Origin of the sequence: Paraburkholderia lebeckiae, assembly GCF_050436225.1 — a bacterium.
Taxonomy (GTDB): Bacteria; Pseudomonadota; Gammaproteobacteria; order Burkholderiales; family Burkholderiaceae; genus Paraburkholderia; species Paraburkholderia tuberum.
On the sequence record NZ_JBNDLU010000001.1, the window covers coordinates 1,723,269 to 1,737,447 of the forward strand.

At 61.2% G+C, this 14,179-nt stretch carries 14 protein-coding genes; 6 read left to right on the forward strand and 8 right to left on the reverse strand.

Annotation, left to right across the window (positions count from 1 at the left end):
• Positions 1–755 precede the first annotated feature (755 nt).
• A complete protein-coding gene (locus OKW45_RS08055; RefSeq protein WP_018425435.1) occupies positions 756–1,031 on the forward strand; it encodes a hypothetical protein in 276 nt (91 codons plus the stop codon).
• 116 nt (positions 1,032–1,147) lie between these two features.
• Here OKW45_RS08055 and OKW45_RS08060 read toward each other — a convergent pair whose 3' ends face one another.
• Positions 1,148–1,456, reverse strand: coding sequence for a hypothetical protein (locus tag OKW45_RS08060; protein ID WP_026226694.1), 309 nt, complete (start codon positions 1,454–1,456; stop codon positions 1,148–1,150).
• A gap of 787 nt (positions 1,457–2,243) precedes the next feature.
• On the opposite strand from OKW45_RS08060, the gene OKW45_RS08065 reads away from it, so the two are divergent.
• On the forward strand, positions 2,244–2,570 hold the full coding sequence (locus OKW45_RS08065) for an H-NS histone family protein (protein ID WP_026226695.1): 327 nt from the start codon (positions 2,244–2,246) through the stop codon (positions 2,568–2,570).
• Here the strand turns inward: OKW45_RS08065 and OKW45_RS08070 are convergent.
• Entirely contained in the window at positions 2,567–3,187 is a 621-nt protein-coding gene (locus OKW45_RS08070; RefSeq protein ID WP_429467047.1) for an arsenate reductase/protein-tyrosine-phosphatase family protein, read from the reverse strand. The genes OKW45_RS08065 and OKW45_RS08070 overlap by 4 nt on opposite strands.
• A 281-nt stretch (positions 3,188–3,468) precedes the next feature.
• Positions 3,469–4,182: a J domain-containing protein gene (locus OKW45_RS08075; RefSeq protein WP_026226697.1), complete on the reverse strand. Its 714-nt coding sequence runs from the start codon at positions 4,180–4,182 to the stop codon at positions 3,469–3,471.
• Between the two features lie 260 nt (positions 4,183–4,442).
• Between OKW45_RS08075 and OKW45_RS08080 the strand changes: the two genes are divergently transcribed.
• From OKW45_RS08080 to OKW45_RS08095, 4 genes are all read left to right on the forward strand, one after another.
• Positions 4,443–4,670 carry a hypothetical protein gene (locus OKW45_RS08080; protein WP_429467049.1) on the forward strand — a complete coding sequence of 76 codons (228 nt, stop codon included), beginning with the start codon at positions 4,443–4,445 and terminating at the stop codon, positions 4,668–4,670.
• A 320-nt stretch (positions 4,671–4,990) separates the two neighbouring features.
• Positions 4,991–5,206 (forward strand): DUF6566 family protein, encoded by a 216-nt coding sequence (locus tag OKW45_RS08085; protein WP_008917353.1) that lies wholly within the window; start codon positions 4,991–4,993, stop codon positions 5,204–5,206.
• 200 nt (positions 5,207–5,406) lie between these two features.
• Positions 5,407–6,861 (forward strand): indoleacetamide hydrolase, encoded by a 1,455-nt coding sequence (gene iaaH / locus OKW45_RS08090; RefSeq protein ID WP_429467051.1) that lies wholly within the window; start codon positions 5,407–5,409, stop codon positions 6,859–6,861.
• A 103-nt stretch (positions 6,862–6,964) separates the two neighbouring features.
• Complete coding sequence (locus OKW45_RS08095; RefSeq protein WP_429467053.1) at positions 6,965–7,753, forward strand: CDP-diacylglycerol diphosphatase; 789 nt, start codon at positions 6,965–6,967, stop codon at positions 7,751–7,753.
• Positions 7,754–7,868: 115 nt separating this feature from the next.
• Here the strand turns inward: OKW45_RS08095 and panC are convergent, their stop codons facing one another.
• The 5 genes from panC to OKW45_RS08120 form a co-directional block, all read right to left on the reverse strand.
• Entirely contained in the window at positions 7,869–8,705 is an 837-nt protein-coding gene (panC, locus tag OKW45_RS08100; RefSeq protein WP_429467055.1) for a pantoate--beta-alanine ligase, read from the reverse strand.
• A gap of 36 nt (positions 8,706–8,741) precedes the next feature.
• On the reverse strand, positions 8,742–10,412 hold the full coding sequence (locus tag OKW45_RS08105) for an electron transfer flavoprotein-ubiquinone oxidoreductase (RefSeq protein WP_429467057.1): 1,671 nt from the start codon (positions 10,410–10,412) through the stop codon (positions 8,742–8,744).
• Positions 10,413–10,621: 209 nt separating this feature from the next.
• A complete protein-coding gene (gene cysN, locus OKW45_RS08110; protein WP_429467059.1) occupies positions 10,622–12,547 on the reverse strand; it encodes a sulfate adenylyltransferase subunit CysN in 1,926 nt (641 codons plus the stop codon).
• The gene (gene cysD / locus OKW45_RS08115; RefSeq protein WP_429467061.1) at positions 12,547–13,449 is read right to left on the reverse strand and encodes a sulfate adenylyltransferase subunit CysD; all 903 of its coding nucleotides are present in this window, start codon (positions 13,447–13,449) and stop codon (positions 12,547–12,549) included. The genes cysN and cysD overlap by 1 nt, the downstream gene beginning before the upstream one ends.
• A 23-nt stretch (positions 13,450–13,472) precedes the next feature.
• Positions 13,473–14,156, reverse strand: coding sequence for a 3'(2'),5'-bisphosphate nucleotidase CysQ (locus OKW45_RS08120; protein WP_429469311.1), 684 nt, complete (start codon positions 14,154–14,156; stop codon positions 13,473–13,475).
• Between the last annotated feature and the right edge of the window lie 23 nt (positions 14,157–14,179).

The window sequence follows — 14,179 nt, forward strand, 5'->3', positions numbered from 1 at the left end:
ATTCGTCCCGGAGAACTGGTCGTGAAAAGCTCGCGCTTCCCCATGCGATGCAATCGGTATGCGGAGTCGTGGCGGATGACCTTGCGCAAGGAGCCGCGCGGCTTTGCGCATGCGTTCCCGCGAGCGTCAGCGGAGGGATAGAGAGCTAGCCATAACATATTCCTCGTAACGAGATGGACTACCGGGCGACCCAACGTAAGCGGGTCCGGAAATTGCCGAACGTTATGGCTATTTCAAACGATTTCGGGGATGCTAGCAAACGCGTAAAGGAATGGCAAGACAAGTGGCGGCGCATCGCCATTCCCGATTAATCGGGTTTGCGGCGTCAAATCTTTTATGACGGTGGGCGATTCATTTGCCCTAAAAATATGACGGCTGCAATTCGTTGAGCTCAGATGCCCGGCGAAGCCGTCCTCGCTCTGACTCTGTCCGGTTGCCTGACAACAGTCGAATCGGCGCGGTCGATATGCATTGAAAAGCGGTAGGCGCGCGGCAGATTGGCAATCGCCGAACGACTAGCACAAACCCTTAATGGATGATACTGAAGCGATTACGCATCGCTGCGCGACGAATACAAAAAATTGTCGTCAATCATTGGAATACTGCGAACACGGCTGTATTGATCGAGCGAATTTTGCCGTCGAAGGACGCCTGAGCCGATGGCCACAGTCATGTGGGCATCACAGGCACAGCGTTTGCTAAAACAGCGTCAGCGTCTACCACACATATATTGGTTTATCGAAAGGACACCACACATGGTCACCACTCGCCCCTGCACCGCCGCCTGCGTCATCGACGGCCGCCTCGTCACGCTGACGTTCTATCCGGACAACGGCGTGCTGCGTATTGCCGATTCGTCCGGCGCCTGTCTAAGAGAAACGCGCTGGCATGGTTCATGGCGCGCTCTGCTCGAGGAGTTCCGCGGTTACTACGAAGCGGCGGAAAACGACGCGGCGCGCGGCTTCGACGATATCGTCGCTCGCCTCGGCGAGCGCAGCGCTGATGCCCAGCGGGAATTGGCATTCGCGTGAAATGGCATGCGCTTGCGATCAAGCGCGTGAGAGGCGGGCGGCAGCGCTCGGCACCCGTTCGTTGCCTCGCGATCCGGGGTCGTTCCTGGCGCCCCGCTGCCGCTCGCGAACTCTGGTCATTGACCGAAATAAGTCTTGCACTCCGTGCTGAACGAGCATGACCGGCCGCGCCGGCCTCCCGCTTGCGACTCGCCCGCCGGCACACCACCGTACGACGCGTTGCGTACGCCCTGCTCACGCGAGTCCCAGTTCTGACCGAACGACATGTCGGTCGTCGCCTGCGCCGATTCGTTCGCATCGTGCTCCATCATCGCGCGACCCGACACGGCGGGGCCCGCCTGGCCGCTCAACTCATCCGCGATGGCCGTTCTCGGCGCGAGAAACAGAACGGCGGTCGCGGCAATCATCAATATACGTACTCTCATTTCCGGACTCCTCGAATCCGGCGCAGCAGTGTTCGTCCTCCATAAGAATTGATCCGCGAACAGCCAACCTGCCCAATCGGGCCGAGGAACGGGTCGATGCCAATGCGCTACTGCTGCGACGGGTCACCGAACTAAACAGATGAAGAATTACCGCGCTTGCAACCAATACTCGACGCGTTCCCGAGCGTCGGCGGAATCGGCGCGCAAGGCGGCTGTAAGTCTGCATTGCGCAGCTTGTCGTCCTTCTTTTATAGTTCGCGCACCCCGGAATTCAATCCAGGAGCTTCCAGCAGTGTCGCCAATCGTCCACACCGTTCGACAAACCGCATTCACCGACAAATTCAGCGTGAACTAAGCGTGCTTTGCTCGCGCATTGCGTTATCATGTTGCTACAACGCACAAAAAAGCGAACCCGCACGTCGGCGAAAGTCCGGTGAAAGACGGACAGCGTGGAACGACTCCATCCATTCGCAATCATTGCATCGAGACACAGAGTTTTTCATAGCGAACGTCAGGCTTACCGGCCTCGTTCGTCGCGTTGCGACATGCTGAAATATTTGCTGATCGAGACTCTCGGTTCGAGGGTCGGTTGTTCCAGCGGCCGTCTTTGTCCAAGGCCGTATTGCAGTTCAGGGAGCAGCGTTTTTTAACCCGGCACATGACATTTCCGTCAATCGACAACCCCACCGCGGGGCGGCCCCATTCAGTCGGGCTCGACGCTTCGCCGCTTTTTCCCCGCAATCTGTCTTCGACAGCACGCTGCACGTTTTAGAAGGACGAATATCCTATGGACGAAAGGAAGCGAGATAGCATGATTGCGTATCTCCGCCATCGTATGGAAGAGTTTGGTATCAGACCAGAAGACCTTGCCGCAGCGCTGGCGACCGAGTCATTGGCCAAAAAGGCTGAGCGCTATCGCAATGCGACCGGAGACAGCTGGGACGGCAATGGCGAAATGCCGCAATGGTTGAAGCAGGCCATTAGTGCCGGCCAGAGCATTGAGCATTTCGAATTGGCCGCAAAACCGGTGCCCGCGCCGCAACCGAAAAAACAGGTGGACTGGTCGAATGACCCGTTCGCAGGCACGCGGCTCGGGCGCCCGAATAACCGCTAGGTGCAGGCCGCCGCGCTCGAAGGCGCGGGCACAATGGCTGCGGCTTCGAAACGGACCGCCGTGCCACGCACCGGTTTTGTGCCACCGCTTGCCCCATTTACGGCATTCACCGTATTCCCCGCATTGACGGCATTCGCCGCATCGGCGAGATTCGCATGATTCGAGGCAGGCTGCGCATATTGCGGCAGCTCGATAAGCGCGCTGACCTGCCGGACGATCTGCCAGAAGGTCTTGTCGAAAAGACGGGCCTGCTCGTCAGCGGACCCGTGGCCGCCCGCGAGCGGATCGGTAATGGTCCAATAGACGAACGCCGGTGCGCCGGGAAATACCGGCACGTGCAGTCCGCCGACGAATTCGTCGAGCGCGATCACGATATCCATGCGCGGCGCCCATTCGCCGGTGAATTCGAGCCAACTTTTAGGGCTCAGCACCGCGCGCCCGGAAATGCCGGGCCGCAATTGCGCGACCGCGAGTGGATGAAGGCGCGAGGCCGGTTCAGGGCCCGCGCTGAACGCGTCGAACCGGTGCCCCGCCAGTTCGCGCAGTAAAGCTTCTGCAATGATGCTGCGGATCGAATTATCGCGGCAGAGAAACAGCACCTTATATTTTCTGGACACGCTTACCCCGTACCGATATTTTTATTGGCCTCTGGGCGGAATTGTGCCGCTCCAGTCTTGCGCCCCCGTGACACTACGGCGTCTTTATTATTTGCGCCTCGGGATTCGCACCAGATATCTCGACTCACGGGCACAGAGCACAACTTTGCGAACGATGGGCAGTGTACCAGTGTCCGGCCCGCTGATTCAGCACCTGTCAATATTTGCCAGATCAACCGACGCTGCCGCCGGCCCGCCGGGTCCGGCACGATGGGTTTGGCCCGGTCGCCGTCGGCGGCGGGTCAGAACTTCAGGCTGTTGAGGAACTGAAACCACAGGTTGCCGAGCGCGCCGGCCGGATGCATGTCGCTGACGGTTTCGTCGCGCTTCGCGTGGCTCTCGCGTCTGGAAGGCTGCGCGTCGTGAGGGGCGGTTTGCGAGGCCGTGCCGGTGTCTCGCGCGGGGTCCGCCAGTTCGGGCTCGGACGCCTCGGCTTGCGCCGCTTGCGCGCTCTTCTCGGTCTTTCCCGCGCGCTGGGCGTTTTGCGCGGCGTCCGCCTCGTCGCGGCGCGCGGCCTGCAACGCCGCGACGCTGTCGGCGATCTGGGCGGCGCGCCGTGGTTCGCACTGCCGCCCGAGCAGTACGCCGAACAGCACGTCGCGATTGTGACCCTGGTCGGCGAAGCGGATCGCGATCGACACCATCTCGGCATACGCGGCTTCGTCGGCCGCGCGCGCCGCTGTCTCGCGCTTCGCCTGCGCGCGTTGCCGACGCGTGTGCTGCGCCTCCCACTCGCGCATCTGCTCGGCGTAGACCGCGTCGTAGACTTTGCGCTGCTCGGCATCGGACAGGATCGCGTACGCGTCCTTGATTTCCTGGAACGCCGCGCGCGCCACGTCCTCAGCACCGTGGTTGCGGTCCGGATGCCACTTCATCGCGGCTTTCCGGTAGGCCCGCTTGATTTCGTCGTCGGTGGCGTGCGCGGGCACGCCGAGCGTCTCATACAGGGTTGCCATGCTGGACTCGATCTCGCGGAAAATCACTGCGGGCATCGTAGCATGCTAAAAGCGGCGTCATCGTGAACCGGCCTCCACGCAAGCACGCGCATGCCGGCATTGCCGCGATGGCACGGCGGCGCATCGTCCGCCAACGGCCCACGAAAAAAGGCCCCACCACTTGCGTAGCGAGGCCGAGTCCCATGTCTAAGGAGATGTCATGGAGGAGACGAGCCCATCTTACCGTCAGACCCGCATGCGCCTAACCAACGGTTCGCCATATGCTTATCGGCCGCGCGCTCACGCGCATTGCAAAGCGGCTCGGCGACCTGCTCATGCAGGGTTATATCGTTAGAACAAAAAGTCGCTTAGCCGCGCGGCAGCCGCTCATTAAGATGACGCTTCAAAGTCCGGTTCGCTCCGGCCGGTCCGTTCGCGGCCATGCACGTGCGTTGCTAGCGCTGCATGAGTTCCGCATGAACCGCACCGTGAACCTGCACGCGGTCTGAAATACTCCCTCGGCACGTGACGCCGCCGCAATCGCGCGCGACGCCACGCTTTGCGCCGAGTGACCGTGCGCCACATAACAGACACCGCGCCCCCACGCGAATAGAGTCACCGGACACAGCGACTTCGATCCAATCCGGGCTTTTGATTACCATTCCGCCCCACGCTGATTTTCTTTCGACGAAAGATTGGTTCACCCGCTGCGCAGCGCGCCCAACGCTCGACATGCCCGCCGCTTCACTCACCTAAGGCAACGACAGGGCCGCGCCGCACGCATTGGTATCCCGCAGGACACTCGCGGACACACAGACAAGTCAAGATCATGAACTCACACATCCGCTACAAGGGCTACGAGGTCGAAGCGGCAACGCAACTGCTCCCCAACGGATTATTCGCCGCCAATCTGACGATCGAGCAGCGCGACGAGAATACGCGCAAGGCTTATTCGTTCGACGCGCTCGACTACTTCTTCGACGAAGAGCATGCGCTCGCCTACGCGTCGGACTGGGGGCGTATGTGGATCGATAATCACCAGTAAGATCCCGGGGCGCATCGATATCGATGACAGCGAGCGCGACACGCGTTGCGCATCGCCCGGCATCGGGTTTCAGGCGGATGTGCCAGAATAGGCGAACCCTTGCGTTCGCTGTCTGCCTGCGTGACCTGTCCGCTACTTCGACGGATGCAGTCGAAACTCGCGCCACCCGCGACGCACCCATCGATACGGAGACGCCGGTCATGACATGGACCGTCGACGCACAACTCGCGCTCAGCGCGACACAAGCGGTCGAGGCGCTGCAATCGGGCCGCCTCAAAGCCGCCGACTACGTCGCCACCCTGCTCGCGCGCGCCGCCGCGCTCACGCACCTGAACGCGCTCACCACGCTCGACTTCCACGGCGCGCTCGCCGCGGCGCAGCGCATCGACGCATTGCCGCCGGCTGAGCGGGCACGTCTGCCGCTCGCCGGTTTGCCGATCGTCGTCAAGGACAACATCAACACCGCAGGTCTACCGACGACGGCCGGCACGCCCGCGCTCGCGGGCTTCGTGCCGAACACCAACGCCCCATCGGTGCAACGCCTCGTCGACGCGGGCGCGATCGTGCTTGGCAAGGCCAACATGCACGAACTCGCGTTCGGCATCACGAGTACCAACCTGTCCGCGCACGCGGGGCCGGTGCGCAATCCGTACGATCCGTCGCTGATACCGGGCGGCTCGTCGGGCGGCACCGCGGTGGCGATCGCCGCGCGCATCGCGCCCGCCGGACTCGGCACCGACACCGGCGGCTCGACCCGCATCCCGGCCGCGCTGACCGGCACCGCGGGCTTGCGTCCATCGGTCGGCAATGGCGGTGCCGAGCGGCGCTATCACGACCCCAACGCGGTGGTGCCGATCAGCCATACGCGCGATACCGTCGGGCCGATGGCACGCAGCGTCGCCGACCTGGCGCTGCTCGACGGCGTGATCACCGGCGACGGCGCGTTGCCTGCGATTGCGCTCGATGGCTTGCGCATCGGCTTGCCCGCGCCGCTGTGGGATGCTCTCGAGCGACAGGTCGAGGCCGTCGCGCGCGCCGCACTGCAAAAGCTCGAAGCGGCGGGCGTCACGTTCGTGCCGGTCGCGATGAATGAGTTGGAGCATCTGAACGGGATGGTCGGCGGTCCGCTCGCCATTCACGAAGCGCGTGACGACGTGCTCGCGTGGTTGGTCGCGAATCGGGCGCCGGTGCAAACCGTCGCCGAGCTGGCCGTGCGCATCGCGAGCCCGGATGTGCGCGCGATCTACGACGACGTGCTCGCCGACGTGCTCGGCTCGCACTACTCGGCGGCGCTCAACTACTGGCGACCGCGGCTGCAGAACTACGTCGCCGCGACGTTCGCGAATGCCGGTCTCGACGCGTTGCTGTTTCCGACGACCCGGCTCGTCGCGGTACCGATCGACGATCTGAACGGCTCGTCGACGGTCACGATCGACGGCGGTCCACCGATCGATACGATGGAAGCGTTCCTGCGCAATACCGACCCGGCCAGCACATCCGGCATTCCGGGACTGTCGCTGCCGGCGGGTATCAGCGCGAGCGGGCTGCCGGTCGGCCTCGAACTCGATGGACCGCTCGGCTCGGACAGGCGCCTGCTGGCCATCGGTGTCGCGTTCGAACAGGTATTGGGAACGTTGCCCGCGCCGGTGCTTTGAAGCCCGCGTTTCACGTGCGCGCCATCAGGTTTGTGCTTTAATGCCTGCGCGTTGCAGCCCGCATTCCGACGCTTTGCCCGCCCGTACCTCCCCTTAAGCGACGATGACGAACCCCGCCACCGCCCTCTCATCTCACGGCCTCGTGCGCCGCGTCGTTCACTTGAGCGCCGTGCTCGCGGTCGCTTTCGCCGCCAGCGCCTGCGCGCGCCTCGCGACGGTCGATTCCAACGCGCTGTGGAAGATCGTCGACATCCGCTGCGTGCCGTCGCAGCAGGCCACCGGCACACCGGATCAATGCACGGTCGTCGATCTCGACAAACGCTACGTCGTCCTGAAGGACATTCTCGGCCGCTCGCAGTTTCTGCTGATGCCGACCGATCGCATCACCGGCATCGAAAGTCCGCTGATCCTCGCGCCCGATGCGAAGGACTACTGGCGTGACGCGTGGGATTCGCGTCATCACGTGCAGCAAGCGGTCAAACACGAGTTGCCCGACGATCAGCTCGGCCTCGAAATCAACTCCGAATCTCGTCGCTCGCAAAACCAGCTGCATATCCACATCGACTGCATGCGGCGTGAAGTCAGCGCCGCGCTCGCCAATCACGCTCACGACACGCCCGGCGAGTGGCGTTGGGAGACGCTCGATGGCGAGCGCTACAGGATCATGCGGGTGAACTCGCTGAGCGGCGCCGACAACCCGTTCCGGATCGTCGCCCGCGACAATCCCGATCCGGCGACGATGGCCACGCAAACCATCCTGGTTACCGGCGCGGGACCGTCCGCGGCTCGGGATGGCTGGCTGATCGTCAACAGCGGTATCGACATCGAAGGCGGCAGCGGCACGGCCGAAGGGCTGCTCGATCACGCGTGCCGAGTCGCAGACGATCATTGAGCGTTTGCCGAACACGCAGAATTCGCGCCCGCTTTTCCACGATTGCGCAGATGCATTGCTCAATAAAATGGTTCGGGCGTTCCAAAGTGCGGCGGCAAAGCTATGCATGGAAAGCTCAAACTTCCAGATTATCGATCAGTCGCGTGTTTCCGAGGCGCGCAGCCGCGACGACAACGAGCTTGCCCGCATCCACCTCCTGTGCGGCTGGAGACCGCAAGTTGACCTGCTTGCGCACCGAAATGTAATCCGGCTGCCAACCTCGGTCGACCAACGTGGAGAATGCGCGTCGTTCGATGCCCTGGATATCTTTGTCTCCGCTCAAGATCCTGTCGCGGATCAGATTCAGAAGCCGATGCAACATCGGCGCCTCGACCCGCTCTGCGGGCGTCAGGAAACGATTGCGAGAGGACAAGGCAAGACCGTCGCAATCGCGGATGGTTTCGCCCGCGACAACGTCCGTTGGCATCGCGAACTGCTTGCACATCTCCCGAACAATCATCAATTGCTGGTAGTCCTTCTTTCCAAAGACGGCCACACGCGGTTGCGCGCACAGCATCAGCTTCATTACCACCGTGCACACGCCCTGGAAAAACCCGGGCCGGAATTCACCTTCCAGCATGTCGCCCATGCCTCCCGGCGGCTGCACCCGGTACTCTTGCAGCTGTGGGTATAGATCATGTTCCGTAGGGGCAAAGACGACATAGACGTTTTCCTTCTGGAGCTTCTCGATGTCCGCATCCAGCGTTCGCGGATAACGCTCAAAATCTTCCCCCGGCCCGAACTGCAGGGGATTGACGAAGATGCTCGTGACGACGGGATCCCCGTGCTGCCGGGCGAGCCGGATAAGCGACAAATGCCCCTCGTGCAAATTGCCCATAGTCGGCACGAACGCGGTACGGTTTTGACCGCGCAACTGCGCGCGCAATTCGTCGATGGACCGAATCAGTTTCATTCTGAGACTTACCTCTGGGACGTAGCTATCACCTACTCACATGTTTGGATAGTTCGGCCCGCCGCCACCTTCCGGCGTGACCCACACGATGTTCTGTGTGGGGTCCTTGATATCGCAGGTCTTGCAGTGCACGCAATTCTGCGCGTTGATTTGCAGACGGTCCTCCTGCTGATCGTCCTTCACATACTCATAGACGCCTGCTGGACAGAAGCGGGATTCGGGACCCGCATACGTTCGCAGGTTCACGTTCACCGGCACACTCGCGTCCCTGAGCGTGAGGTGCGCCGGCTGATTCTCCTCGTGGTTTGTATTCGAAATGAAAACAGACGACAGTCGATCGAACGTTAGTTTGCCATCAGGCTTTGGATACTCGATCGGCTTACACTGCGACGCGGGCTTGAGCATTTCGTGATCCCGATGCCGGTGACGCAGCGTCCAAGGCACATTGCCGCCGAGAGCCTTCTGCTCGATACCCACCATCAGCGTGCCGAGATACAGGCCTTTGCTCATCCATTGCTTGAAGTTGCGCGCCTTGTACAGCTCTCTGTAGAGCCACGACCGCTTGAATGCTTCCGGGTAGGCTGCCAGTTCATCGTGCTGGCGGCCATCCTGGAGCGCATCGAACGCGGCGTCGGCCGCGAGCATCCCGGTCTTGATCGCCGCGTGCGAACCCTTGATGCGCGACGCGTTCAGGAAGCCCGCGTCGTCGCCGACCAGCGCGCCGCCCGGAAACACGAGCTTCGGCAATGACATCAGGCCGCCGGCGGTGATTGCGCGCGCACCATACGACACGCGCTTGCCGCCTTCCAGGAATTTGCGAATTTCCGGGTGCGTCTTGTAGCGCTGGAACTCCTCGAACGGCGAAAGGTAGGGGTTCTGATAAGCGAGACCAACGACGAAGCCCACCATCACCTGGTTGTTGTCGATGTGGTACAAAAATGAGCCACCATAGGTGTCCGACTCCAGAGGCCAACCGGCAGTGTGGATCACCAGACCCGGCTGATGTTTCGCAGGATCGATCTCCCACAGCTCCTTGATGCCGATGCCGTAGACCTGCGGATCGGCGTTCTTGCCGAGTTTGAAATTTTCGTTGAGCTGGCGGCCGAGGTGACCGCGGCAGCCTTCGCAGAACAGCGTGTACTTCGCGTGCAGCTCCATGCCGAGCTGGAAGTTCTCGGTGGGCTCGCCGTCTTTGCCAATGCCCATGTCGCCGGTGGCGACGCCCTTGACCGAGCCGTCGTCGTTGTAGAGGACTTCAGCGGCCGGAAAGCCCGCGAAGATCTCCACGCCCAGCGCCTCGGCCTGCTGGCCCAGCCAGCGCGTGACGTTCGCGAGGCTGATCACGTAGTTGCCGTGGTTCTTGAAGTTGTCCGGCAATGCCCAGTTCGGCACCGACTTCGCACGCGTTTCGGAAAGGAAAAGGAATCTGTCTTCGGTCACGGGCACGTTCAACGGCGCGTCCCGCTCTTTCCAGTCGGGCATCAGTTCATTGAGCGCGCGCGGGTCCATGACAGCGCCGGAGACGATATGCGCCCCGATCTCCGAGCCTTTTTCCAGCACGCAGACGCCAATCCCGACGCTTTTTTCGGCTGCCAGCTGCTTCAGGCGGATCGCCGCGGAAAGGCCTGCGGGACCGCCGCCGACGATCACCACGTCGTATTCCATCGACTCGCGCGGTCCATAACCTTGCTGATTGTTTTCCGCCATCCCCCACTGCCTCCTTGTCGCCTCGAAACGTCGACACACTCGTTGGACTGTTGCCCGTCGAGGGCGCCGTCGACACGAGAATCGCGTTCAGCATTTCCCATAGCCGACAGCGAAGAGTATATATAAATGAATGACGTATAACAATATGAACGCGCAGGGATCAACAATGGGAAGGGGACCGACGTGCGAAGCGCCCGCCCCGCCCGGTCTCAGAGCGGCGCTCCCCTCGACACGTCAAGAAAGCCCGCGGTCTGGAGTTTCTCGAAAATCACCTCTACGGCAATTTCGGGAGAAACGGTCAGAGTGTTGATGTGGATCTCAGGATTCTGCGGCATCTCGTACGGCGAATCGATGCCTGTGAAGTTCTTCAACTCGCCGCTACGCGCTTTCTTGTAAAGTCCTTTCGGATCGCGCTCCTCGGCCACTTCGAGTGGCGTGTCGATGAAGACCTCGATAAATTCGCCCTCCTCCATCAGCTCGCGTGCCAGGGCGCGCTCGGCGCGAAACGGCGAAATGAATGCAGTAATGACAATCACGCCCGCATCTGCCATCAATTTCGCCACCTCGGCAATGCGTCGGATATTTTCCACCCGGTCCTCGGCCGTGAATCCGAGATCCTTGTTCAACCCGTGACGAACATTGTCCCCGTCGAGCAGATAGGTTCGCTTGCCCATCGCGTGCAAACGCTTCTCGAGCAGATTTGCAATTGTCGATTTTCCCGCACCTGAAAGCCCTGTCAGCCATACAACGCCGCTCTGGTGCCCGTTCAGCACCCGCCGCGCGCGTTTGTCGACCTCCAGCGTCTGCCAGCGAATATTGTTCGCACGGCGCAGTGCGAAGCGCAGCATACCGGCACCGACCGTGCTGTTGGTCATACGGTCAATGACTATGAAACCGCCCGTCTCGTGGTTTTGCTCGTACGGATCGAAAGCAATCGCGCGATCAAACTCCAGTTCCGCGACACCGATCTCGTTCAAGGCGAGAGTCTCGCTCGCCACGCGGTCGAGCGTATCGACATTCAGTTTGTATTTGAGCGGCAATATCGTTGCCGTGACGGTCCGGGTGCCAATTTTCAGCAAGTAGCTGCGCCCCCGGAGCATGGGTTGGTCGCTCATCCACACGAGCGTTGCTTCGAACTGGTCGGCAACCTGCGCAGGCGAATCGGCCGTCGAAATCAGATCTCCACGACAGACATCCACTTCGTCGGCGAGCAGCAGCGTCACGGACTGTTCCGCGAAGGCCTCGTCAAGATCGCCGTCCGCCATCACGATTCTTGCGACAGTGCTTTCCCGTCCTGATGGCTGTACCTGTATACGCTGCCCGACACGCACCACACCGGACGCAATAGTGCCTGCAAACCCGCGGAAATCAAGATTGGGGCGATTGACCCATTGCACTGGGAAACGGAACGGCTGCGTCTGCATATGCGTTTCGTCGATCTCGACAGTCTCGAGGTGATGCATCAAGGACGGCCCTTCGTACCACGACGTCTTCGTGCTCCTTTCAACAACGTTGTCGCCATTTACGCCCGAAATCGGCATTGCAGTCACACCAGGGACGCCAATCTTTCTGGCGAATTCGCAATACTCACGAGAAATTTCGTCGAATCGTTCACGCGAGTACCCGACCAGATCCATCTTATTGACCGCAAGAACAACGTTGCGAATGCCGATCAACGACACAAGATAGCTGTGCCGCCGCGTTTGCTGCAGAATGCCCTTGCGAGCATCGACCAGAATGATGGCAAGATCGGCCGTAGAAGCACCCGTTATCATGTTGCGGGTGTATTGCTCATGCCCGGGCGTATCAGCAACGATGAACTTGCGCCGGTCGGTCGAGAAAAACCGGTAGGCGACGTCGATGGTGATGCCCTGCTCGCGCTCCGCAGCGAGACCGTCCAGCAGCAGCGCGTAGTCTATTTCCCCGCCACGCGTACCGACCTTTTTCGAATCGGCTTCGAGCGCGGCAAGCTGGTCCTCGAACAGCATTCTGGATTCGTAGAGCAATCGGCCGATCAACGTGCTTTTGCCGTCATCCACGCTCCCGCATGTAATGAAACGCAGAAGGCTCTTTCTTTCGTGCTGCTTCAGGTACCGTTCAATATCGGTCCCGATCAGCTCAGAGACGTGTGCCATCAGAAGTACCCCTCCTGTTTCTTCCTCTCCATGGACGCGGCGCCGTCATGATCGATCACGCGCCCCTGCCGCTCGGAGGTCGTCGTCAAAAGCATTTCCTGGATGATTTGCGGCAATGTCGTTGCGTTCGACTCGACTGCACCGGTAAGCGGATAGCAACCAAGCGTGCGAAAGCGCACCATTTTCTCCTCTACTTTCTCGTGCGGCTTGAGTGGCATGCGGTCGTCATCCACCATCACCAGGATGCCGTCCCGATTCACCACGGGCCGCCTCGCCGCGAAATAGAGTGGCACGATGGAGATATTCTCGAGGTAGATGTACTGCCAGATGTCCAGCTCGGTCCAGTTAGAGAGGGGAAACACGCGGATCGACTCGCCGTTGTTCTTTCGCGCGCTATATAGGCGCCATAGTTCGGGTCGCTGATTCTTGGGGTCCCACTGGTGGGTAGCCGTACGGAATGAAAAGATTCGCTCTTTCGCACGCGATTTCTCTTCGTCTCTGCGAGCGCCCCCGAAAGCGGCATCGAAGCCGTACTTGTCGAGCGCCTGCTTCAGGCCCTGGGTCTTCCACATGTCGGTGTGAACCTGCGAACCATGATCGAACGGGTTGATGCCCAGTTCTTTCGCTTCCGGATTCTGGTGAACGATCAGCTCCATTCCGCTCTCGCGAGCCATCCGGTCCCGCATCGCGTACATGTCGCGGAACTTCCAGGTGGTATCCACATGCAGAAGCGGAAACGGAGGGGGCGCCGGGCAAAAGGCCTTTTTTGCCAGATGGAGCATGCAGGCGCTGTCCTTGCCGATCGAGTAAAGCATCACTGGGCGATTTGCCTCAGCGACGATTTCCCGCATGATATGAATGCTCTCGGCTTCAAGTCGCCGCAAATGAGTCAACGTAGGCATGGCACATCCTTTAGAAAGCAGGGTCACTGCGCGGCCGCGATGGCGGCCAGCATCGATTCGGCGATCTCACGTCGACATATGAGTAAATCGGGCATCCGGACGTCTACTCCGTTATAGATGCACGGGTTCCCGTCTATGCGGCTGGCGTGAAGGCCTGCCGCGAGCGCGACGCCTACTGGAGCGCACGAATCCCACTCGTATTGACCGCCTGCGTGCAGATACGCGTGAGCCTCGCCACGCAGGACCGCCATTGCCTTTGCGCCTGCCGAGCCCATGGGGACAAGTTCAGCATTCAGTCGCTCGGCGACCCTCAGCGCCAGTTCCGGAGCGCGGGAACGGCTCACCAGAATTTTCAGGCGCCCTTCGGGCGCTGGCGGCAACTCCGGCGGCGATAACGTTCCGAATGTGACCCCACGGGCCGGAAGCGCCACAGCGCAAGCGCGGGGTTCGCCGCAAACCGTCAGTGCCACATGGACCGCCCAGTCCTCGCGCCCCTCGTGCCGTTCGCCATACTCGCGCGTGCCATCGAGCGGGTCGATGATCCATACACGATCGAGAGCTAGCCGCTTTGGGTCCGGCGCGGATTCTTCCGACAGAAAGCCGTCATCTGGTCGGGTGCGAGCGAGAATGCCTGCAATCAGCTCGTTCGCCGTGGCATCGCCGACTGCGCCCAACGGTTTGCCCGCGAGCACGGCCGACGCGCGCATCGCGTTCAAGGCGCCGCCGGCCG

Excerpts from the sequence above, each read along its gene's own strand:
- cysD (WP_429467061.1), bottom strand. The coding sequence starts at position 13,449 with ATGCCTACGTTGACTCATTTGCGGCGACTTGAAGCCGAGAGCATTCAT.
- OKW45_RS08060 (WP_026226694.1), bottom strand. The coding sequence starts at position 1,456 with ATGAGAGTACGTATATTGATGATTGCCGCGACCGCCGTTCTGTTTCTC.
- iaaH (WP_429467051.1), top strand. The coding sequence starts at position 5,407 with ATGACATGGACCGTCGACGCACAACTCGCGCTCAGCGCGACACAAGCG.
- OKW45_RS08095 (WP_429467053.1), top strand. The coding sequence starts at position 6,965 with ATGACGAACCCCGCCACCGCCCTCTCATCTCACGGCCTCGTGCGCCGC.
- OKW45_RS08120 (WP_429469311.1), bottom strand. The coding sequence starts at position 14,156 with ATGCGCGCGTCGGCCGTGCTCGCGGGCAAACCGTTGGGCGCAGTCGGC.
- OKW45_RS08105 (WP_429467057.1), bottom strand. The coding sequence starts at position 10,412 with ATGGCGGAAAACAATCAGCAAGGTTATGGACCGCGCGAGTCGATGGAA.
- OKW45_RS08065 (WP_026226695.1), top strand. The coding sequence starts at position 2,244 with ATGGACGAAAGGAAGCGAGATAGCATGATTGCGTATCTCCGCCATCGT.
- cysN (WP_429467059.1), bottom strand. The coding sequence starts at position 12,547 with ATGGCACACGTCTCTGAGCTGATCGGGACCGATATTGAACGGTACCTG.
- OKW45_RS08075 (WP_026226697.1), bottom strand. The coding sequence starts at position 4,182 with ATGGCAACCCTGTATGAGACGCTCGGCGTGCCCGCGCACGCCACCGAC.
- panC (WP_429467055.1), bottom strand. The coding sequence starts at position 8,705 with ATGAAACTGATTCGGTCCATCGACGAATTGCGCGCGCAGTTGCGCGGT.
- OKW45_RS08085 (WP_008917353.1), top strand. The coding sequence starts at position 4,991 with ATGAACTCACACATCCGCTACAAGGGCTACGAGGTCGAAGCGGCAACG.
- OKW45_RS08055 (WP_018425435.1), top strand. The coding sequence starts at position 756 with ATGGTCACCACTCGCCCCTGCACCGCCGCCTGCGTCATCGACGGCCGC.
- OKW45_RS08080 (WP_429467049.1), top strand. The coding sequence starts at position 4,443 with ATGCTTATCGGCCGCGCGCTCACGCGCATTGCAAAGCGGCTCGGCGAC.